This window comes from Chamaesiphon sp., assembly GCF_041738855.1.
Lineage (GTDB): Bacteria > Cyanobacteriota > Cyanobacteriia > Cyanobacteriales > Chamaesiphonaceae > Chamaesiphon.
Genome location: NZ_JBGSPA010000177.1, coordinates 35,277 through 56,769, shown reverse-complemented (window position 1 = coordinate 56,769; position 21,493 = coordinate 35,277). Strand labels below are relative to the sequence as shown.

At 48.4% G+C, this 21,493-nt stretch carries 25 protein-coding genes; 17 read left to right on the top strand and 8 right to left on the bottom strand.

What is annotated here, in order from left to right:
• Window positions 1–2 precede the first annotated feature (2 nt).
• The 4 genes from ACEW9I_RS18960 (at window position 3) to ACEW9I_RS18945 (ending at window position 3,582) form a co-directional block, all read left to right on the top strand.
• Window positions 3–899, top strand: a complete 897-nt coding sequence (locus tag ACEW9I_RS18960) for an energy-coupling factor transporter transmembrane protein EcfT (RefSeq protein ID WP_373541889.1) — start codon at window positions 3–5, stop codon at window positions 897–899.
• A 70-nt stretch (window positions 900–969) separates the two neighbouring features.
• Window positions 970–2,334, top strand: coding sequence for an anthranilate synthase component I (locus ACEW9I_RS18955; RefSeq protein WP_373541888.1), 1,365 nt, complete (start codon window positions 970–972; stop codon window positions 2,332–2,334).
• A gap of 96 nt (window positions 2,335–2,430) precedes the next feature.
• Window positions 2,431–2,703, top strand: coding sequence for a transcriptional coactivator PipX (pipX, locus tag ACEW9I_RS18950; protein WP_373541887.1), 273 nt, complete (start codon window positions 2,431–2,433; stop codon window positions 2,701–2,703).
• Between the two features lie 198 nt (window positions 2,704–2,901).
• Window positions 2,902–3,582: a YggS family pyridoxal phosphate-dependent enzyme gene (locus ACEW9I_RS18945; protein ID WP_373541886.1), complete on the top strand. Its 681-nt coding sequence runs from the start codon at window positions 2,902–2,904 to the stop codon at window positions 3,580–3,582.
• A 121-nt stretch (window positions 3,583–3,703) separates the two neighbouring features.
• On the opposite strand, the gene ACEW9I_RS18940 is transcribed toward ACEW9I_RS18945, so the two are convergent.
• Window positions 3,704–3,832, bottom strand: coding sequence for a hypothetical protein (locus ACEW9I_RS18940; protein WP_373541885.1), 129 nt, complete (start codon window positions 3,830–3,832; stop codon window positions 3,704–3,706).
• 363 nt (window positions 3,833–4,195) lie between these two features.
• Here ACEW9I_RS18940 and ACEW9I_RS18935 point away from each other — a divergent pair, with 363 nt between their 5' ends.
• The 6 genes from ACEW9I_RS18935 (at window position 4,196) to ACEW9I_RS18910 (ending at window position 9,330) form a co-directional block, all read left to right on the top strand.
• Window positions 4,196–4,732, top strand: coding sequence for a cell division protein SepF (locus ACEW9I_RS18935; protein WP_373541904.1), 537 nt, complete (start codon window positions 4,196–4,198; stop codon window positions 4,730–4,732).
• A 68-nt stretch (window positions 4,733–4,800) separates the two neighbouring features.
• Window positions 4,801–5,601 carry a pyrroline-5-carboxylate reductase gene (proC, locus tag ACEW9I_RS18930; protein WP_373541884.1) on the top strand — a complete coding sequence of 267 codons (801 nt, stop codon included), beginning with the start codon at window positions 4,801–4,803 and terminating at the stop codon, window positions 5,599–5,601.
• A gap of 206 nt (window positions 5,602–5,807) precedes the next feature.
• The gene (locus ACEW9I_RS18925) at window positions 5,808–6,851 is read left to right on the top strand and encodes a serine hydrolase (protein WP_373541883.1); all 1,044 of its coding nucleotides are present in this window, start codon (window positions 5,808–5,810) and stop codon (window positions 6,849–6,851) included.
• A gap of 94 nt (window positions 6,852–6,945) precedes the next feature.
• Entirely contained in the window at window positions 6,946–7,626 is a 681-nt protein-coding gene (gene ispD, locus ACEW9I_RS18920; protein WP_373541882.1) for a 2-C-methyl-D-erythritol 4-phosphate cytidylyltransferase, read from the top strand.
• 138 nt (window positions 7,627–7,764) lie between these two features.
• Entirely contained in the window at window positions 7,765–8,364 is a 600-nt protein-coding gene (locus tag ACEW9I_RS18915) for a neutral zinc metallopeptidase (protein WP_373541881.1), read from the top strand.
• A 57-nt stretch (window positions 8,365–8,421) separates the two neighbouring features.
• Complete coding sequence (locus ACEW9I_RS18910) at window positions 8,422–9,330, top strand: TIGR01777 family oxidoreductase (RefSeq protein WP_373541880.1); 909 nt, start codon at window positions 8,422–8,424, stop codon at window positions 9,328–9,330.
• Window positions 9,331–9,533: 203 nt separating this feature from the next.
• On the opposite strand, the gene ACEW9I_RS18905 is transcribed toward ACEW9I_RS18910, so the two are convergent.
• A complete protein-coding gene (locus ACEW9I_RS18905) occupies window positions 9,534–9,704 on the bottom strand; it encodes a hypothetical protein (protein ID WP_373541879.1) in 171 nt (56 codons plus the stop codon).
• Window positions 9,705–9,808: 104 nt separating this feature from the next.
• On the opposite strand from ACEW9I_RS18905, the gene ACEW9I_RS18900 reads away from it, so the two are divergent.
• The 3 genes from ACEW9I_RS18900 to ACEW9I_RS18890 all read left to right on the top strand — a co-directional run bounded on the left by ACEW9I_RS18900 (window position 9,809) and on the right by ACEW9I_RS18890 (window position 12,056).
• Window positions 9,809–10,327: a pentapeptide repeat-containing protein gene (locus ACEW9I_RS18900; RefSeq protein WP_373541878.1), complete on the top strand. Its 519-nt coding sequence runs from the start codon at window positions 9,809–9,811 to the stop codon at window positions 10,325–10,327.
• A 117-nt stretch (window positions 10,328–10,444) separates the two neighbouring features.
• A complete protein-coding gene (locus ACEW9I_RS18895) occupies window positions 10,445–10,930 on the top strand; it encodes an allophycocyanin (protein WP_373541877.1) in 486 nt (161 codons plus the stop codon).
• Between the two features lie 643 nt (window positions 10,931–11,573).
• Complete coding sequence (locus ACEW9I_RS18890) at window positions 11,574–12,056, top strand: peptidylprolyl isomerase (RefSeq protein ID WP_373541876.1); 483 nt, start codon at window positions 11,574–11,576, stop codon at window positions 12,054–12,056.
• On the opposite strand, the gene ACEW9I_RS18885 is transcribed toward ACEW9I_RS18890, so the two are convergent.
• Window positions 12,053–12,688: a sigma-70 family RNA polymerase sigma factor gene (locus tag ACEW9I_RS18885; RefSeq protein ID WP_373541875.1), complete on the bottom strand. Its 636-nt coding sequence runs from the start codon at window positions 12,686–12,688 to the stop codon at window positions 12,053–12,055. The two genes, ACEW9I_RS18890 and ACEW9I_RS18885, sit on opposite strands and share 4 nt — an antisense overlap.
• 233 nt (window positions 12,689–12,921) lie before the next feature.
• On the opposite strand from ACEW9I_RS18885, the gene ACEW9I_RS18880 reads away from it, so the two are divergent.
• The 3 genes from ACEW9I_RS18880 (at window position 12,922) to ACEW9I_RS18870 (ending at window position 15,355) form a co-directional block, all read left to right on the top strand.
• Complete coding sequence (locus tag ACEW9I_RS18880; protein WP_373541874.1) at window positions 12,922–13,479, top strand: thioredoxin domain-containing protein; 558 nt, start codon at window positions 12,922–12,924, stop codon at window positions 13,477–13,479.
• A gap of 207 nt (window positions 13,480–13,686) precedes the next feature.
• A complete protein-coding gene (locus ACEW9I_RS18875) occupies window positions 13,687–14,910 on the top strand; it encodes an NAD(P)/FAD-dependent oxidoreductase (protein WP_373541873.1) in 1,224 nt (407 codons plus the stop codon).
• A gap of 145 nt (window positions 14,911–15,055) precedes the next feature.
• Window positions 15,056–15,355, top strand: a complete 300-nt coding sequence (locus ACEW9I_RS18870) for a hypothetical protein (protein WP_373541907.1) — start codon at window positions 15,056–15,058, stop codon at window positions 15,353–15,355.
• Between the two features lie 23 nt (window positions 15,356–15,378).
• Here ACEW9I_RS18870 and ACEW9I_RS18865 read toward each other — a convergent pair whose 3' ends face one another.
• From ACEW9I_RS18865 to recO, 3 genes are all read right to left on the bottom strand, one after another.
• On the bottom strand, window positions 15,379–16,155 hold the full coding sequence (locus tag ACEW9I_RS18865; protein ID WP_373541872.1) for an ABC transporter ATP-binding protein: 777 nt from the start codon (window positions 16,153–16,155) through the stop codon (window positions 15,379–15,381).
• 46 nt (window positions 16,156–16,201) lie between these two features.
• Window positions 16,202–17,629 (bottom strand): MFS transporter, encoded by a 1,428-nt coding sequence (locus tag ACEW9I_RS18860; protein WP_373541871.1) that lies wholly within the window; start codon window positions 17,627–17,629, stop codon window positions 16,202–16,204.
• A gap of 406 nt (window positions 17,630–18,035) precedes the next feature.
• Window positions 18,036–18,851 carry a DNA repair protein RecO gene (gene recO, locus ACEW9I_RS18855; RefSeq protein ID WP_373541870.1) on the bottom strand — a complete coding sequence of 272 codons (816 nt, stop codon included), beginning with the start codon at window positions 18,849–18,851 and terminating at the stop codon, window positions 18,036–18,038.
• 90 nt (window positions 18,852–18,941) lie between these two features.
• Here recO and ACEW9I_RS18850 point away from each other — a divergent pair, with 90 nt between their 5' ends.
• On the top strand, window positions 18,942–20,000 hold the full coding sequence (locus ACEW9I_RS18850; protein WP_373541869.1) for an aromatic ring-hydroxylating dioxygenase subunit alpha: 1,059 nt from the start codon (window positions 18,942–18,944) through the stop codon (window positions 19,998–20,000).
• Window positions 20,001–20,177: 177 nt separating this feature from the next.
• Here ACEW9I_RS18850 and ACEW9I_RS18845 read toward each other — a convergent pair whose 3' ends face one another.
• Window positions 20,178–20,510: a DUF760 domain-containing protein gene (locus ACEW9I_RS18845; protein ID WP_373541868.1), complete on the bottom strand. Its 333-nt coding sequence runs from the start codon at window positions 20,508–20,510 to the stop codon at window positions 20,178–20,180.
• 255 nt (window positions 20,511–20,765) lie between these two features.
• Complete coding sequence (gene scpB / locus ACEW9I_RS18840) at window positions 20,766–21,305, bottom strand: SMC-Scp complex subunit ScpB (protein ID WP_373541867.1); 540 nt, start codon at window positions 21,303–21,305, stop codon at window positions 20,766–20,768.
• Window positions 21,306–21,493: the final 188 nt, after the last annotated feature.

The following is a 21,493-nucleotide window of genomic DNA, read 5'->3' as shown; positions in this document are numbered from 1 at the left end:
TAATGGATTTACTTCGCTCATTACCCATTGGTTCATATCTAGAACAGCCGCTGACTTGGCTGCATCGTCTCGATCCACGAGTCAAACTCGGCTGGCTGTTGAGCTTTTTGCTAGCTCCGATCCTTGCTAGCGCGACGTGGAAGCTGAGTTTAGTCGGCATACTGGTACTGATTAGTATTTTGGCGGGTATTCCCTGGCGCGCTCTCAAGCAACAGATGGGTTGGTTATTACTATTTGGTGGTGCAATTTTGGCGATCGGGATGTTTGCGCCAGATATTATCAATGTCACACATCAACTGCGTTCTCCCGCAGATGCGGGAGTAGAGATCGCGCACCTAGATCGATATCAATATGTGTTATTTAAAATTGATGTTGGTGCAATCCATCTGAAAATTACTAGAAAATCGCTTGAGAGTGCAATTTTTGCCAGTACCCTAATCTTTACACTAGTTTATAGTACGACTGTTTATCTGCTTACCACCGCTCCCGAAGAGATTACCAGTGGATTAGAAAGCTTGATGTCCCCGTTGCGGCGTTATCATGTCCCTGTGACGGAAATTACACTCACATTGACTTTAGCTCTAAGATTTATTCCGTTGGTACTGGAAGAGATCCAGAACTTGGTACGATCGATTTATACGCGCGCGATCGACTGGCAAAAATTAGGACTCAAAAATAGTGCGAAGATTTGGCTCACCGTATCCGAAAAACTCTTGGAAAATCTCCTCAGCAGAGCCGAACAAATCGCGATCGCTATGCAGGTACGCGGCTTTACTGCTCCCAATACACACCTAGTTCAATGGCATCAGTTGAAGTTGGGTAAAAATGACTTTTTAGCGATCGCAGCTCTAGGCATCTTTTGGATCGCTAGATTTGTAGTTGGTGGTCAATTTTATTAGGTTTTAGGTTTTAGGGATAAGATGCAGTAACTAATCCCACCCTCACAATAATTATCAATTATCAACTGCTTTGCACTTAGTACTTCCTCTCAAAAATCGAACTGGATCGCAAATATTCGATCGATTGTTTAGGCACGAATCGATCGCAACTTTATTGGAAAGTCCAGTGAGTGATGCTGTCAAATCGGTATTGACAAGATACTCTATTTGTGCTGGATCACCACAAATAGTTAACCAACAACCGCAGATTTTTACTCCCACAATCGGAAGAATTTTAGATTGTTTGCGGGACTTATTAACTATTACCAACGCACAAGAATCAGAGCTACCAGCACATCTTCCATTTACGGGCGGCTGGTTGGGCTGGTTGGGTTATGAGCTGGCATGGGAAATTGAAAACCTACCAGAGCGGAAAATAGATTCGTTACCATTTCCGATCGCTTATTGGTATGCTCCCAGTGCATTTGCGATTTTAGACCACTGGGAACAAATATTATACTTATCGGCAAGTACAGCCGCAGAATTAGATGCTCTTGTGTTCAAGTTAGAACAATTAGATCGCAATCTTTTCAAACTACAACCACTCGCAAATTTAGCGATCGCATCTCCACCAGATCTACACTTTTTTACATCAGAAGCTGCGTACAAGCAAGCAGTTATCACCGCTCAAAAATATATTCAAGCTGGAGATATTTTTCAAACCAATCTATCGCTTAGATTTAGCTCTCAAACTCAGCTCGATCCTTGGCAGATCTATCAAAGATTGCAACGAATCAACCCTTCACCATTTGCCAGTTACTGGCAAACACCCTGGGGATCGATGATGAGTTGCTCTCCCGAAAGACTAGTGCAGTTGCAACATCAGCAAGCTACAACTCGCCCGATCGCCGGAACGAGAAAGCGCGGTCAAAATCTCGCCCAAGATCATCAACTAGCTGCAGAATTATTGACAAACGACAAAGAAATTGCCGAGCACATTATGCTCGTCGATCTCGAACGCAACGATCTCGGGCGCGTCTGTGAGTGGGGTAGCGTCAAAGTTGATGAACTACTAGCGATCGAGCGATATAGCCACGTCATGCACCTAGTGAGCAATATTACGGGCACTATCGATCCGCAGTTTGACGCGATCGATTCGATCCGGGCAATGTTTCCTGGCGGTACGATTACAGGCTGTCCAAAAGTCAGATGTATGGAAATCATCGCCGAACTCGAACCATTTCCCCGCAATCTCTTTTATGGCTCCTGTGGATATCTCGACAGGCGCGGTCATCTGGATTTAAATATTTTGATTCGGACATTGCTGTACGATCGAGGTACCGTGTGGGGGCAAGTCGGCGCAGGCATCGTCGCTGATAGCGATCCCCAGCGAGAATGGCAAGAATCTCTCCACAAAGCTGCCGCTCAAATCGCGGCACTAGGTATTATAAATTAACAACCACATCTGCCATAATCGTAACCTCTTTATGGGAGAATCGATTACGATCGGTCGCTCCGAGCATTCTCATCTTGTCTCTTCATCATCCTTGCCGTGACTTCTGAAAACTACCTCAACCATCCGACTTTTGGCTTGCTCTATCGCATCTGCATCGTTGAGGAAAACCAAGAATTATTTACCACTCTCTACGCCCAGCGAGTTTTTTTTATCGTCACCAACACATCTAATGGACTGTCCTTTCAACCTGTGACTCGTGCTGATGCACGGCTGACGATCGATACTCGCATTCGTCTGCTCAGACGCAACGGTCAAATTCTCGAATGTCAAGAGTTACAAGCGATGATGCAGGAGAATTTTCCAGGATAGCTCTTAGGTGTTAGGTGTTAGATGTTAGGCTTTAGGTTTCAGGTCTTAGGAGTTAGATTTTGGATGTTAGGCTTTAGTTGTAAGGCGTATTAGCGCAGCTTAACACCCCAGCCAATAGCTACCTTCCACTCTCCATCCACCCCTCTACCCTCTACTCGCTCTAAACCTAAAGCCTAAAGCCTAACACCTAATACCTAGATGAGCATTGCCCAAAACATTGAGACTATTCGTCGAGACTTACCTGCTGCAGTGAGATTGATGGCGGTGAGCAAGCAGGTATCTGTCGCGCTGATGCGAGAAGCTTATGCTGTCGGGATTCGGGATTTTGGTGAGAGCAAGATTCAAGAGGCACAGGCAAAACAGCAAGAATTAGCTGATTTGCCAGATATTTGTTGGCACCTGATCGGACACTTGCAGGGTAACAAGGTTCGTAAAGCAGTTCAGCTATTTGACTGGATTCACTCAGTCGATAGTCTCAAATTACTCCAACAGATCGATCGCGTTGCGGCTGAGTTGAACAGCAGCCCCAAGATTTGCCTGCAAGTCAAGATTTTACCCGATCCCGATAAGTATGGGTGGACGATCCCCGAGCTACTGGCAGATCTCCCCCAAATTAGCGACTGTCAACACCTCAAAATTAGCGGATTGATGGCAATTCCACCCCTTGGCTTAACCCCTGCTCAAACTCAGGACTTTTTTGAGCGTGCCCGAGATCTCAGTCACCAGATCGCCGCTCAGCATGGAATAGAGCTTCAGATGTCAGAGTTGTCAATGGGGATGTCTGGGGACTATTTACCCGCCATTGCGGCTGGCGCAACGATTGTTCGGTTGGGGAGTATCATCTTTGGCGATCGCTCGAAAGCATCGCGCGATCGATGATGTCTGGACATGATTGAAACCGCCGAGACTCTGGGTAGCAACTTTGGTAATGTATCCAAACTCAGTAATTATCCACAACACCAGTAATGTATTGGTATTAATTAATCAAAATTGATGGCGGCTAATACTGAAACCATTGCCAGATCTCCATCCGCATGAATAGAAATCGCCAAAATGTCATTGATACAGCCAAGCGAGAGACAGAGCGATCGGCTGTCTCTCGCCGCAGCCGCGATTCACTTTTCAGCATAATTGCGGAGGTAAAACCGAGAGCGATCTGAAAGTTAGCACGACTTAGTTGCTAATGACTTGCTGAATACTGGTATTTTTGTGATATTATGCTCGAGAGATTCATAATACTTATGTATTTTCACTACTCGATCGGTGAAGTTAGTTTTTTTTACGCTCGTAAAATTTAAGTAATTATGCTTAGATAATAACTAATCCTCCTCAGATCGCGCGCGGAATCCACAATCAAACAAGATTCGATGCTCTCCGTAGCGGGGAATTAGCAACCTGACAACATTTAAAATTCAAACAGCATCCATACCACCACCACAGCAGGGCGCAGGAGTAATAACAGGTGAACGTTATCAACAAATTCAAAGATTTCATGGGTTTAAACGAAGATGAATACAGCGATATCGATGAAACAGATAGTGATGCCTATCGTGGAGACTACCAACCACCTGAGCCTCCAGCAGCTCAGCCAGTAGAAGAAGAGCGGCGCGGGTTCCGCAGAGCCGAGCGAGCGAGCAAACTCAATAACGTAGTAGGAATGCCTGGAATCGTCCACGGCGTATCCGAAATGATCCTGATCGAACCCCGTTCTTTTGAAGAAATGCCGCAAGTAATCGATGCTTTGCGCCATAGAAAATCTGTGATTCTCAATATGACATTGATCCGTCAAGAAGAAGCACAGAGAGCGGTAGATTTTGTGGCTGGCGGTACCTATGCCATTGACGGTCACTACGAACGGATTGGTGATAATATCTTTCTGTTCACACCAAATTGCGTTCAAGTCAGCACTCCTAGCAACGTCGTCAATGAGGTGGTGCCACAAACACCAGCACATCAGACAGCTCGGAGCACTCGTGCTAGTCAATCTGCCGCCACCTGGGGCAACGAGCCAATCCACGCAGCTCAATAAATCGATCGTCTTTAGTGATGGTGGCTGCAATCGATTGTGAGCTGCTCATCACCCACAAGTAGTAACTTATGTCCGTTAAATTAGGTGTCATTGGTGGTGGGGTAATGGGTACGGCGATCGTATCCCGCCTGATCGATCGAGGTACGTATCAAAATACTGATATCCTCATCAGCGAACCATCACTCCAGCAACAGCAAGCACTCCATCACCAATATGGAGTGCAGGTGACTGGAGACAACAATTTGGCGGCGACAGCGCAAGTATTACTACTAGCGATCAAGCCCCAAATTTTCGATCGCGTCATTGCCGATCTCACCCGACTAGAGCGTCCCACCCAATTAATCATCTCGATCCTCGCTGGCGTCAGTATCGCCCAGCTAGAACGCGCATTCCCAGATCGAGCAGTCATCCGTGCCATGCCCAATACCCCCGCCACCGTCGGGATGGGGATCGCGGCGATCTCCACTGGTACTAGCGTCCAACCCCAACAACTAGATTTAGCAACTCAGATTTTTCAAGCCGTCGGTGAAGTAGTCACTGTAACAGAATCCTTGATGGATGCCGTAACTGGCTTATCTGGCTCGGGTCCCGCCTACATTGCCATCGCGATCGAGGCTCTCGCCGACGGTGGCGTTGCCGCAGGTCTCCCCCGCCCGATCGCCGATCGACTTGCCTTACAGACCGTGCTGGGCACCGCAGCACTCCTCAAAGAAACCAACCTTCACCCCGCCATCCTCAAAGATCGCGTCACCAGCCCTGGCGGCACCACCATCGCGGGCATCGCCAAATTAGAACAAGCCGGATTTCGATCCGCTATCATCCAAGCTGTCATCGCCGCCGCCCAACGCTCCCGAGAATTGGGGCAATAAATGTGACGGGATGGTAAATGGTAAATGGTGAATGGTGAATGGTGAATGGTGGATAGTGAATGGTGCGATCGATAACTCATTAATTCGGCTTCGCCGAAGCGGTAGGGTCGCAGGTTATCGATTTTTTAGATCGGAACCGCAGCTAACTTTTATCCCCTTGACGATCGACTCAGCACCAAGTCAACCTTCACCATCCGCACCACCCTATGGCTTCCTATCGCAGTGCCAAAATAGCTCCCCGCAACACCACACCACCAGCACCACAGAGCGACGCACCACTAGATCCACCACGCCAGCGATCGACCTCACCATTTATTTACCTAGTGCGGCTGATTATTTGTGGATTGGGGGCTAGCACCATCGCTGGTACCGCGATCTCGATCGTCAATCCACCCCCCCAGCTTGCCACTACCCCAGAACCACCATTACCCGCACCGCCGCCGTTACCCCTCGATCGACTCACACTTACCACAGCCAATTCCCTCCTCAAAGCTCGATTGCAGTCAGCGATCGCCAATAAGAGTAAACTAGACTCAAGTTATCTATTCGTCGAGATCGATCGTGGTGAATATAGCGAACGGGGAATCGATCGCATCTTACCTGCCGCCAGCACCATCAAACTTCCGATCCTGATTGCCTTATTTGAGGATGTCGATACCAATAAAGTGCGCCTCGAAGAAAAACTCACCATCGACAAAAAATCGATCGCCGCAGGTGCTGGCGACTTACAACATCAAAAACCAGGAACTCGGGTGAGTATCCTCGTTGCTGCTACCAAGATGATCGCAATCAGTGATAATACAGCTACAAATCTCCTGATCGCTCGACTCGGTGGTAAAGCCGCGCTCAATCAACGTTTTCGGAATTGGGGACTCAATATTACAGCCATCAATCGACCACTTCCCGATCTCGAAGGCAAAAATGTCACCACCGTCGGCGAACTAGCGCGATCGCTCATGGCAGTCGATCGCGGTAAAATCGTCTCAGATCCCTCCCGTAGCCAAATCTTGAGCATGATGAGCAATACTAGCCGCAATACTATGCTCCCCCAAGGTTTGGGTGCAGGGGCAAAAATTGCCCACAAAACAGGTGACATCGGCACCACGATCGCTGATGTCGGTCTGATCGAGCTACCCACAGGCAAAAAATATATCGCCGCCGCGATCGTCAAACGCCCATACAATGACCCTGCTGGCCCTGCACTAGTCCGGCAGATGTCCAAAGTTGCCTACGAATATTTTAGGCTTTAGGCTTTAGGGATGAGAATTTAGATTTACTTCTAACACCTAATACTTATCCTCATTCACCATCCATCATCCACCATTCACCATCCACCCCAACTACATGCACTTACTAATACCTGCCGCAGGGATGGGGAAACGGATGCTTCACGATCGCAACAAATTGCTGATGACGCTGTGCGATCGACCCTTGTTAGCTTGGACGCTGATCGCTGCCGAGAGGGCTGCATCGATTGACTGGATTGGCATCATCGGACAACCAGCAGATCGATCGGATCTCGATCTGATTTTGGGCAACATATCTCTATCCAAACCCGTCCAATTTATCCAAGGCGGTCAAACTAGACAAGAATCGGTTTACAACGGGTTACAAGGGTTGCCAGCTAGCGCAGAACGCGTATTAATTCATGATGGAGCTAGATGTTTGGCGACACCAGATTTATTCGATCGCTGTGCGGCGATGCTGGCGACCTGCCCAGGACTGATTGCCGCGATTTCCGTAAAAGATACAATTAAAGTTGTAGATAATACGGGGATAGTTGTATCCACGCCTGACAGGTCTAATCTATGGGCGGCTCAGACCCCTCAAGGTTTTGAGGTCAAACTGCTCAAAGCCTGTCACGACAAAGGACGCACTCTTGGCTGGGAAGTGACCGACGATGCCGCATTATTTGAGAAATGCAATTTGCCAGTCACGATCGTGCCAGGTGAAGAAACCAACCTCAAAATCACCACCCCTGTCGATTTGGCGATCGCTGAGTTTATTCTTAGGAGCAGAGAGTAGCGGGTAGAGGGTGGAGAGTAGCTAAAGTCAATATGAAGTATAGGCTTTATCTCTTGCTCAGAAGCAACTCAAACGCTACCTCCTACCCTCTACCCTCTACCCTCTACCCCCTACCCCTATCCTCAACTCTCTACCCATATGCACCTGGGGAAATTTTTTACTCGCGTTGGTATTGCTTTAGTTACCACACTTGCCACAAGTATTCCGCTCAGAGCACAACAACTAGGGCCGGAAGTAGTCTTAAAAGCTGTCTACATGGGATTGCGTCAAGTAGATACTACGCGATCGAATCCTAAAGTCAGGTGGAATGTGCCCAACGGGGCATCCAGCCCTTGTGGGCGCATATCGGGTAGTCTGTATTGTCCCCGCAACAATACGGTGTACATTACCCAGCAGCACATCCGAATGGCTTATCAATATGGTGATGCCGCCTTGGCTTATATCCTCGCACATGAATATGCTCACGCAGCACAGACAATTGGGGGCTTTAGACCGAGAAATATTACCCAAATCGAACTCCAAGCCGATTGCCTAGCGGGGTTTTATATGGGTGCGATGCCCAATGTGACATTCGATCGCCAGGACATCCAGCAAATCGCCGAGATCGCCTATCAGGTTGGGGATTATGAAGTAAATAATCGCCAGCATCACGGGACGCCCGAACAGCGGTCCCAAGCCGTACTATTGGGCTTTCAATCATCCCAACAAAATGGGATCGCGGCTTGTCGGGTGCGGTAGAAAATCTCGAAGATAAGTGCGAAAATCTAAAGGAGTAAGTATCAATGTAAGTACGGTATGAAGATTGCGATCGCGGGAGCCACTGGCTTTGTTGGTAGTCGGTTAGTCCAACAACTCCAAGTGCAGGGACATCAACTCATCATCCTCACGCGGAGTCCCCAACAGGTAGGCAATCGCTTTGGGCAAGCGCAGATCGTCGGTTACAATCCGCTCAAATCCGGAGAGTGGCAACAGTCGATCTCTGGCTGTGATGCCGTCATCAATCTCGCTGGCGAACCGATTGCCGAAAAACGCTGGACACCTGCTCAAAAGCGGACGATCCTGGAGAGTCGCCAAATCGGCACCCAAAAAATTGTCGAAGCAATCTCTCTAGCCGTCATCAAACCCCCAGTCCTGATTAATGCCTCCGCAATCGGCTACTATGGCACCAGCGAAACTAGCAAATTTGATGAAACTAGTCCGGCTGGCACGGATTTTCTCGCCGAAGTATGTACTGCTTGGGAGACAGCCGCGCAAGCCGCAACGGCTAGTGGTACGCGGGTAGTTATCATCCGCTTGGGAATTGTTTTGGGCGAAAATGGCGGCGCACTGGGCAAGATGTTAACACCCTTTAGTGCTTTTGTCGGTGGGCCGATCGGTAGTGGCAATCAGTGGTTTTCCTGGGTACACCGCGATGATGTCGTCAAGTTGATAATCCAGGCACTGAGTGAAACCAACATGCAAGGTGTGTACAATGCTACCGCTCCTAGCCCCGTAACGATGACCGAATTTGCTCAAACCCTCGGCACCGTCATGAATCGCCCTTCTTGGCTCCCAGTGCCCAATTTTGCCCTCGAAGCCCTGCTCGGCGAAGGCGCGATCGTCGTCCTCCAAGGACAGCAAGTAGTCCCCACTCGGACTCAGGCTCAAGGTTTTGAGTTTCAAAATACTACTCTTGAGCCAGCATTGAGGGCGATTTTGGGATAGTGAATTGTGGATGGTGGATAGTGGATTTGCATGGAATCACAAATCAAAACCTAACTGGTTTATTGAAGAGCAGATAATTTAGTGGCTATTTTTCGATCTAAGCTCAAAAGCTCAATCCCCCAATGTTCACACTTTGAATAGGCTCAGTGCAAGCTATTCACCCTCCACCACTCACCATTCACCATTCACCATTCACCCTCCACTCACTTGATTACAATTGCTTCAATCTGAGCGATATTGGTTTCGCGATCGACCGTTGTAATCGCCCAGCGCAGGGGTTCGCCCCACTGTTGCAGGGCGACTTCGATCGCCTTATCTAGCTCTCCTGAAACGTTGTTGATGTCTATCTCGATCTCGATCGATTCAATAATCATTTGGGGAAGTGGGTAAAGGGCGATCTTTTAATTAAGAATGTATTCAAACGATTGCCTAAATAGCCGAAAATAATAACTAAGTATCAGTGTTAAACCTTTAAATAATGGCGATAGTCAACTACATATCGATCTGTATCACATGGCTCAAGCGGCTGGCGATCGTGGCTTTGGTGTGGTTATTGTTGGGTTTCAACGATCCGACCTTAGCAATTGGCACTCAGACCAATTATAGCCGGATCGATCTCAGAGGTCGGGACTTTTCAGGTCAAGATCTCACTGGTGGCGTGTTCGTATCCGCCGAAATGCGTGAGGTAGATTTTAGTGGTGCTAATTTAACCAACGCCATGTTGACGATGGGTGTTCTGCTCAAGACAAATTTAGCGGGTGCCAATCTCACTGGTGCCTTAGCAGATCGAGCGACCTTTGATGAAGCCGATCTAACTAATGCTATTTTAACCGAAGCAACACTGACCAGATCGCGGTTTTATGGTGCCAAAGTTACTGGAGCTGATTTTACGGATGCTTTAATCGACAAGGCGCAGGCAAAATTACTGTGCGAACGAGCTGACGGGATCAATCCGGTGACTGGAGTAGCCACCCGCGATAGCCTCGGGTGTCCTTGATAGTCTCTCATCCCACGCCAACCCGAAGCGGGTATGGACGCGGGGATGCCCGCCTGTCTAGCTAAACTACTGGATGTATAAGATAATAAAAGATATCTGAAATCGATCGCAATTAATATGAGTGTAGTTAGTCAAGTTATTCTCAAAGCCGATGACGATCTCCGCTACCCCAGTAGCGGAGAACTCAAAAATATCCAGTCATTTTTGCAAACAGGCGAACAACGGATTCGGATCGTCACCACGCTAGCAGAAGGCGAGAAAAAAATTGTCGAGCAAGCTAGTAAGCAGTTGTGGAAGCTCCACCCCGACTATATCGCACCTGGTGGCAACGCTTACGGTCAAAAACAACGCTCTCAGTGTATCAGAGACTATGGTTGGTACCTGCGGCTGGTGACTTATGGCGTCCTCGCTGGTGACAAAGGACCGATCGAACAAATCGGCTTGATCGGCGTTCGCGATATGTATAACTCGCTAGGTGTGCCAGTTGCTGGCATGGCTGATTCGATCGTCGCACTCAAAGAAGCCGCTCTCAGCCGCCTGAGTGCAAAAGATGCCGCCGCCGCAGCTCCCTATTTTGACTACATCATCCAAGAGATGTCTTAATCACTCTTGGGTATCGACATCCCTTACGTTGACAAAAATAACCCTCAGCAATACTGAGGGTTATTTTTAATGCGATTCGTTGATTAGTCAATCGCGGTAATCAGTCCGTACATAACTAATCCAAGCTGGCTACGATACATGTAGCACATAAAGCTTGAACTATCCGATTGATGAGGGTGTAAGCCCCTCCTCTTAAACTCAAAGATGACTGCTCACCTGCCCACACCGATACGACTCGGAATTCGTAAGAGTGAAGCTGGGAAAAGGACGCAACCAGACATCAATTGCAGATGACACTGGCGTTAATAGCGAGTCACCATGATGAAACCGAGCCTTAAAAAGCAACCTATGCCCGGGCCTGATTGACGGACAAAAGTTTTTTAAGCCCAGACATGTGTGTGCGCCTTAAATTCAATTCGGTATTTTTTGCAGATATTGTGAATGAGAGGGCGTTTGAAAAGGGGGGTATGAGGTAGAAAAGCTTTCAGGGGATAAGCTGAAGATACTTAGTCACAGCAACCCTGAAAGAGATATGAGTAAAGCATATAGCTTGCTTATTAAAGTAATCTCCGCTGCGCTCCGATTGCTTTAATAAGTTTAAGTTATAACCTTAACTACGAGAGAGCCGCTTTTTGCTACCCCTGTGAACTTCTACGATCTGTTGTCTGACAGGCTTGCCGCACACTTATTTGGAGATCGAGTCGAAAAGTTGTTTTATCAGAATTTACTCGACTACAGTGGTGCAGTTATCTATGAAGTAGTTTTCGCAGACTACGACTTGGCAATGGAGATTTATTACTCGCTGCAAGAAGGCGATCTCCACTTCTCGGATGTGGCACATCAATACATTGCCACTCCCGAACTCCGGCGACGCGGGGGGTATATCGGGAGAGTCAGCCGCAAACAACTGCTTCCCGAACTATCCGCTGCTATATTTGCTGCCAAACCACCGCAAGTAATCAAACCAGTTGTTACGGCTATCGGCGTCCATCTGATTCAAGTAGAAGAGATCGTCGAGCCAAAATTGGACGAGCAGCTTCAGCAGCAAATTTTAACCGAGTTATTCGATCGCTGGTCGATCGAGGCAATTAGCGAGTTGACATCCTCAGCCCACACTGAGATCTAGTTCAGAGCATCAGCCTGCTTACCAATCCCACTCTGATAAATCTCGCGAATATCTTGAGGTACTGCCGCTTCTAGCTGCTGATAACCTGCGATGAGGTAGTTAGGGATACTATCAGGGGGGATCTGCTGTCCCTCCCCTTGTAGATATGCCGAAATCCGTCGATCTTTCCACTTGAGGCTCTGAGTCATCACCACAATCAACCGTGACAGCGGGGGGAGCAAATCGAGTCCACGTTCGAGATAACACCATAATGGCGGTGGTGCTGTATTGAGAGTGTAGCGGATCTGCGCTGACGGAGGCACTTCAATCTGGGCGATCGTATTACCAGTGATGTCTATTAGCCAGTTTTGCCAATTGGTAGCTTCAGGATCTGCTGCCAATTTGACGCGGTGCAGTTCGCCAAAAATCTGTCGCCACGCGATCGCAAATAAGTAATCAGCTTGGAGCTGCGACTCGACAGCATGTTGCACAACGCTATGCACGATCGCGCCATAGCGACAAAACAACGCCGCAAAAAACTTGCCCTGCTCGGGATGTAACTGATGCAAGCTGACCAACTCTCGATCGCTATAACTAGCTAAAGATCGGACGATCTGATGGTCGGTTTCGGGGAAGGTGGGGATTGACAACATCTGTGGATAGTTGATAGTTGATAGTTGACAGTTGACAGTTTAGCATTCGACCTCCAAACTACTTCCTTCCCAACCAATAACTAAACAACCTGTCGATTCACCATTCACTATTCACTATCCACCCCAGATATCCAATTTGACACCGAAAAGGGGCTAAGCGATCGATTTCTGCAAGAGTCGCGAATTGCACGATATATTGAGCTTACATCCGATCTGCAAATTTTAAATTTTTTATGGCGATCCAATCTACTTCCCCCGCGCAGCGAATCAGGAACTTTGCGATCGTCATTATCGCAATCCTGCTAGTAGTTGCTCTCGTCTTAGGCATTCGCGCGACTGACTCTAGTTCGAGCCTCGAAGCTCAAGCCACCCACGCCCAACCGATCGATATTGCCCTCACCAATGGCAAACCAACGCTGATGGAATTTTATGCCAACTGGTGTACTAGTTGTCAGGCAATGGCACCAGATTTAGCCGCCCTCAAGTCCGAATTTAGCGATCGGATCAATTTTTCGATGCTCAATGTCGATAATACCAAATGGCTACCAGAGGTTACCAAATACCGCGTCGATGGGATTCCTCACTTTGTCTTCTTTGATAATACCGGAACAGTCCTCGTCCAAGCGATCGGCGAACAACCGCGCCAGATCCTAGCAGCCAAACTAACGGCTCTAGCTGCTGGCACAACCCTAGCCGACACCACCACCGCAGGGGAAGTCTCCAAATTCACACCCACAATCGCGACACCCACTCAGCCCAATAATGACGATCCTCGCGCTCATGGGGCTTAGGCTTTAGGTGTTAGGCTTTGGACGCCGCTTTCACCTAAGTTGCTATCTATTTACTACCTGCGACTGAAGTCGCGGCTAATACTGCAAAGTCCGCCTACGCGGACTGAATTATTAGTCCGCGTAGGCGGACTTTGCATTCCGAGCGGCGATTTCAATCGCTGTGTTCTAACCGCCTTAACAGTTCCTCAACCCCCTACCCTCTACCCCGTGTCTCAAATCATTGTCATCGGCGGCGGCGCGGCGGGATTTTTCGCCGCGATTACCTGCGCCCAAACTTATCCATATACCCGTGTCACCCTGATCGAAGCTGGTAAATATCCCCTCAGCAAGGTCAAAATCTCCGGTGGCGGTCGGTGTAATGTCACTCATGCTTGTTTCGACCCTCACCAATTGGTGCAGTACTATCCGCGTGGTAGCAAGGCTCTGCGGGGGGCATTTTCGCGCTTCCAACCTCAGGATACTGTCGCTTGGTATGCCGATCGCGGTGTCCAGCTCAAAACTGAAGCCGATGGGCGGATGTTTCCCACTACCGACGACTCAGAAACGATCGTCAGATGTCTACTCGACGCTGCGGCGGCTGCTGGCGTCAAAATCTGGACGGGGGAAGCTGTAGCCGAAATTTGTCCACAACAGCCGTCAGGATGGACGGTAGCCCTCAAATCAGGACAGATTTTGACAGCCGATCGCGTCCTCCTCGCCACAGGTAGCAATCCCAGTGCCCACAGATGGGCACAACAACTCGGACATCCGATTTCCACACCAGTACCGTCGCTATTTACATTCAATATCCCCGATCCGCGCTTGGCAAATCTCGCGGGAGTTAGTGTCAAAGCTGCCACGGTGAAGTTGGCAACTACAGGCAAAACTCCGCTCACTCAAACAGGTGCATTATTAGTCACACATTGGGGGATGAGCGGCCCCGCCGTCCTCAAATTGTCCGCATGGGGAGCGAGATCTCTTGCCGAAGCGCGTTATAGTATCCCACTGACGATCGATTGGCTACCGGATTACTCGATCGACAAGTTACGCGAACTGATGGTAGCTGTCAAGTCCCAGCTACCCCAAAAAACTATTCACAATAGTTGTCCCGTACCGATTCCCCATCGCTTATGGGAATCGCTGACTAGCTATATCGGCATTCAACCCACGGACAGATGGGCGGGTTTGGCAAATAAAACACTCGATCGATCGATCCAAGAACTCAAGCGTGGTGAGTATCAGATCGCTGGCAAAGGCGTATTTAAGGAAGAATTTGTCACCTGTGGCGGCGTCGATCTCAAGTCAGTGAATTTTCAGACAATGGAAAGTAAGCTCTGTCCAGGGTTGTATTTTGCGGGGGAAATCTTGGATATCGATGGCGTCACAGGCGGCTTCAATTTTCAAAGTGCCTGGACGACTGGATATTTAGCCGGATTGGCAATGGGGATTTAGAGTAGTTAACTCAAGTTGCTATCTACAATCTCAGCGGTTGGAAACCGCTGCTCGTAGTGCAAAGTCCGCCTTCGCGGACTATACTAACTATGGCGATCGCCAAACTTTTTTGCTACTATTAAAATACAAAGTATCAATCAGTTCTATGGCACAACGACTAAAACGCTGGGAATCCCCTCGCAAAGAAGGGAGAAACGACAAGGGCAAAGGCGGTTCGGCACGTCAACGCCAACTCAAGAAACGCACTCAAATGCTCCGACAAAAACTCAAAGACCAAGGCAGCAACGACAGCCAAGGTCAACATAAAAAGAGCGAGAATCATGATTCTCGCTCTTTTTTTATTGTCAGTAAACTCACCATTCACCATTCACCATTCACCATTCACCATTCACCATTCACCATTCACCATTCACCATTCACCATTCACCATTCACCATTCACCTAACTTCTCACCCGAAAGTAATGAATTCAATCAATCAGATGAATCGGCCCATGCGTACTCGCACTAAAAAATTGGCGCATCAGGGGGTTATCGGTAGTATCAATATCAGCCGTTTTACCATCCCATTGCACCTTACCTTGATACAGAAAGACAATCCGATCGGTAGTGCGTCGAATCGTACTACTTTGGTGAGTCACCATCACGTAAGTACCGCAGCCAGCCTGATGCTGTAAATCTCTGACCAAATCTTCAATCACGGTAGAGGCGATCGGGTCTAATCCTGCTGTCGGCTCGTCATATAATAAAACTTCGGGATTGTCGTCGGGATGTTCGGGATTGGACATGATGGCTCTGGCAAAACTGACTCGCTTCCGCATTCCCCCCGATAATTGCGCTGGATATCGATCGGCTACATCGGTCATCCCAACCATTGCTAGCTTGGATTCTACTAGCTCCCGAATATGTTTGCGAGAAATATGCGACTGTTGAAATAACCGGAAACCAACGTTTTCCTCTACTGTCAGCGAATCAAATAAAGCCGCTTGCTGGAATACCATCCCGATATAAATCGGATCGTTACCATCTTCGATCAGTCCGCGCCGCAATTGCCCTCGAATGTATACTTCACCCTCATCTGGAGCCAGCAATCCAGCCACAATCCGCAGAATTGTCGATTTGCCCGTTCCCGATGGCCCGATAATCCCCAAACCTTGTCCAGGATAGATATCTAGATCCATCGCATCCAAAATTACACTATTTCCAAAGGCTTTGGAGACGCCACGTAGCTGAATGATTGGTTCCATCAAGGGGTGAATGGTGGATGGTGAATGGTGAGAAGTGCTGACTTAATTACTCTACCGAATTATACCGCTGAGTGAAGATCCCGCCAATTGCCGCGATCGAGGCTAGAGCCAATAATACAGTCGGCACACCTAGTGCAGTTTCCGCGATGCCAGTGAGGGCAAGGGGTAGACTCAGTGCGATATTGATTGCGTTATTTTGGAGTCCAAATACTTTACCGCGCATTTCCTCTGGAGTTTCGCTTTGGATCGTCGTCTGCATCGGAATCATCACACTCGCGCTAAATACACCCATACCGACCAAACATAATAGACTCAGCCACAGCGAGTGGGAAAATGATAACCCGACCAGAGACAAAGCCACCCCAAACGATCCATACAAGCTCAATTGAGCGCGAGACAATCGGCGATCGAGATAACCCAATCCTACCGCACCCAACGCCATCCCGACGCCACCAGCAGCCAGCAGGAATCCAAATTGCGAAGCTTTGATTTCTGGTAATAGTTCGGCAATTCGCACGGCTACTACCGTCACTGAGGCAATTACCGATTGTAAGATCGTGAGCTGAATGAGTGCGCCTTTGAGCTGCTGATGCTCTCCCAGATAACGGACACCCTCGCGGAGATCTGCCAACACATGCGGCTCGTCGCCTGCTGGAATTTTTTTGGTTTCTCCCGTTCGCATCACAATTAGAAAAATACCGGCGATCGCATAACTAGATCCGACTAATAATTCTTTGCCGATATTCACTCCCAAGCCCACACTTGCGCCCAAATGGTCTGCCAATGCTAGTATGGGTTCGCCGATCGCAAAGCCCACAATCAGCGAACCCATCGCTGTCGTCGTGTACAGGGAATTGGCTGAGAGTAAATTTGGTTTGTCTACAATCATCGAAATTGCTGCTTGTTCGGCGGGGGCAAAAAATTGACCCAGTGTAGAAACCACAAACGTGACTAACAACAGAATTTCAAAACCCAGCGGTAAATTGACGACGACTTGCCCCTTGGTCAACCACAATAAAAATGGCACTGATAGCACCAAAATCCCCCGCAGCAGGTTGGTACTGACCAATACCTCTTTCTTATGCCAGCGATCGACAAACACCCCTGCTAGAGAGCCAAATAGCACGGCTGGAACTGTATTGGCAATCATGATCGCTGATACCCACCCACTGATACTCTGATTTTCGGATTGAAATTGACTCTCAATAATCGCAATCATCAAGACTAGATAAACTTTGTCTGCCAATTGGGAAAAAATCTGTCCGCTCCACAAGGTCACAAAGTTCCGATTCTGGAGTACAGCCATAAATCCTGGCGGGGATCCACTCGGAGCTGGTGTCGGTGCTACTACAGTAGCCTCACCATTTACTACTGTCGAATCCGAATCATCCGGCAATTCCGAACCAGCTTCCTGCTTTGGCGGAGAATCGGTCAGTTCATTTCCTGGTGCTGTGTCAAAATCAGATAATCGCATTGAGTAATGTGGTGGGGCGGTGATAACTGCGGAAAATGAGCATTTGGTTAAACCTCGATCTTCCAAGGCAGACGCGATGCCAAGCGGCGGAATATTGCCAATGTGAATGTACCTTCTATTTTAGAGCGATCGACGTCGGATCGACAGAGCAATCGGCTCTAGCTGCCTAAATTTAACGTTAGATCTGGAATTGTTGACAAAAATTATGCTCACTCACATTACAACCTCAAATTAGTCTCTGGTGAAGGTCAAAACCACTCATCGATCGAGTTTGACAATTTTTAGTGTAAATGTTTTTCGATCGCATCGGGGTAGCTATAGCAATCCTCAATCAGATCCTCTGCTCTTGTTCACCTTAACCTTGATACCTTACGGTTGAAGCCTAACACCCCCTAGAGCCTAAAACCTAAAGATCGATGAGTGCTGCCGATCGAATCTGAATATTGAGATGATAATGGATGTGTTGACGTAGAATGCGTTCGAGCCGCCGCCAGACTCCAGCTAGCTCAGTATCGGTAATTGTTTCGAGCGAGAAATTGTCGATCGCCAGCTCCAATCGATGTAGGTTCGGATCGGATAGATGCTGGAAGCAGAGGAGATCTAGAGCTTTCAAGCGATAATTAACAACAATACTCGGATCTTCAGTCGCTACACCTAGCTCGACGGTGCTACCTGACTCGATACTAAAGCCGATCTGCCAGTCGAGCATCGTGAAATTTGGCTCGATCGGTTGTCTGGTGATACAACAACTATGTACCTGCGGGGCGATGCCATCTAGAGCTAGCAGGTGAAAAATACCTTGACACAAATGTGCGATCGATCCAGTATTGTCACCGCGATCGAGATTATCAATTCTACCCAAGTGCAGCAGTAATAATTGATATAATTCCGCTTGCGGTCGATCGCTCAAGGCTTGGGCGAGGACTATTTCCGCCAGGTATTGACTAGCGGCTAGTTTCCCAAGATCCTCAATCAATTTGCCATAGGAAATCAGCGTCTGGGCTTGAGTTACCTTGTCAAGCGATCGACCCTTGAAAATCAATAAATCGTTGACCATAAATAACGCGCTCCGCCCGCCCAGACTTGACTTGGACTTGCGCGCACCTGGCACGATCGCTTTAATTAAACCATGCTCGGGGGTGAGAATTGTCATCAATCGATCGTTTTCACCGATCGGCATCGCCTTGAGATTGATTCCTGTCGCTCGATATGTACCACTCATGCACTGGGTTCTACTGACAAACCTTTATAATATAGACTTTTAGGATAGACAACTCATAATTGACGCGCAACTATTTGAACTGCTGTTGAGATGATGCAAGCGATCGAACAAAAACAACATTTCCTCCGCAATATTTGGTACTATGCGCTTCCAGGCGGACAGCTCAAAGTTGGTCAGATGGTGACCAAGCAATTACTGGGCGAACCGATCGTGTTTGGGCGCACCCGTGATGGCGAAGTATTTGCCCTCCGGGATATCTGTCCTCATCGGGCTGTCCCGCTCAGTTGTGGGCGGTTTGATGGTGCCCAAATCGAGTGTGCGTATCATGGTTGGCGATTCGACAGGTCGGGTCAGTGTCAACTGATCCCAGCTCTCCATGCCGACCAAGATCTGGATTTGAGTAAGTTTCAAGTTCGCAGGTATCGAGTCCAGGAAGTCCAGGGCAATATCTGGATTTATATGTCCGAGCGGGATCGGGATGAGAGCGCACCCACACATCCAGTGACTGTAGTACCTGGTTTTGAAGGTAAGACTTATCAATCTGTCTTGACGATGACATTCCCTTGCTTCATCGATCATGCGGTCGTCGGCTTGATGGACCCGACTCACGTTCCCTTCGTGCATCGAGCATGGTGGTGGCGTGCCGATCCCAGCCTATCTGATGAAATTAAGGCTTTCGATCCCTCGCCCTACGGCTTCACGATGCGCCGTCATCGCTTGGAACGGCAAACATTTTTCTATCAGCTGATTGGTGGTGAAGCTGAGGTGGAAATTGCCTTCTCGCTACCTGGAATTAGAATCGAGCAAATTATCACTGCCACAAATCGCGTCGCCAACCTGACAGTTATCACCCCCATCTCTGAGACCGAAACCGAGGTAACAACGATTTTTTACACCACGCTTGCCTGGGTCAAACCGTTACAGCCACTACTGCTGCCATTTGTCCGCACCTTCTTAGGGCAAGATCGGGATATGGTAGTCAAGCAACAGATCGGTCTCAAATACAGTCCGCCATTGATGCTCATCCGCGACGCTGATACCCAGGCAAAATGGTACTATCAACTGCGATCGGAATTCACCAAGTCAACAGCACAGAGCAGAGATTTTGTCAACCCAGTCAAATCTCAAATATTACACTGGCGCAGTTAGCGACGAATGTCGATGGTGGGCTGGCGATACGCAGCTCAGACAATTGACATACCAATAGATGTACAGTGTGTTCGGCGAAAGCTGTAACGCACCATTGGGGTTAGAATCAGCACACTTACCTGTGGTGGGCATTGCCCACCCTACATTCTACGTTCTGTACTGGCTCAAGCTGTGAGTTTACTCGTGTTCGATCGAACCCGAACCCATCAACACGTCTTCCAACTCCATCCGCTGCTCCATTTGGCGCAGAAAGTAGCCTGTCATCATCGCCGAACCAAGCAGATTGGCGAGATTATCACGATCGGTCGTCACTTGCACGCCAAAACCCTCGCTCGGCAACATGCCCAGTAAACCCTGAATATTGTGGGTGATGATATCTTTTACTTGGGGAGTTGTCGCCTTAGCAATTTGGGCTAAGACCTCTGGGGATTGGTGTTGGAGATACTTGAGTAATTGATTTACCTGAGCATCTTCAGATTTGCGTTCCAGAAAATCAGGATTAAATGCCATTATGACTTAATTAGATGGATCGAGATGGTGATTGATTTTAAGCGATGCTCCTTGTAGGTGCGGAGTACTCTGCAAACTCAAGAGCTGACGCTAACGACTCGATATCACTATGATACTATTTTATCGAGCAGGTCGGAGGGAGCATACCGCTGTGATTATCATGCCCTCAGAACGGTTATCCGCCATCATCTGGAGATCGATCGTACCTGAACGTTATCAACAGCAGCTACGAGTAAGCAAGCGATTATAACTCACTTAGGCTGACTTAGTGGTGAAATCCACCCCATCGATCTCATCAGTTGTTTCGCTCGCGATTGTCGCTAATTGTGGGATGGGTAAGTCATTGAGTTCGTAGGTCCGGTGAAATTTGTCAGTCACTTGCAACAATGAGGAGCGACTCCCATGCTGACGGCGTTTGCGAACGAATCCGACTTCGACGAGTTCTTGAACGTGTTGATAGGCACCACTGCCTCTCAATTCTACCAGATCGGTTTGAGAAATCGAGCCTTTGATGGCGATCGCTGCCAGAGTGCGGAGCGCACCCGTACCGATCTCGGGTGGAATCATCTTCTCAATCAGTGCTTGAAATGAAGCCCTGAGCTGAAGTGTATAACCCTGTGGTGTTTCGACGACTTCTAGGGCACTATCTCGGTGCGTATAATCATCCATCAACTCAATCATCGCCGTTTCGGCGGCATCGCGATCGCATCCCGCACATTCAGCAATGACTGCCAAGTCGAGGGGTTGTCCCTTGAGATACAAAATGGCTTCGATTTGACTGGCGAGACGAAACATCTTGATAGGTATTAGGCTTTAGGGATCGGACTTGAGGTTTTGGGTTTGAGAAAATAATAGCTTTGGATATTTTGCAGGGTGGGTACTGCCCACCAGCTATGGATCGAGGCAATTTTTAACAGATGAAATTATGGATTTGAATCGATCGCGATTAAGTGACGTTTGGCGCAACACTGATGCGATCGATC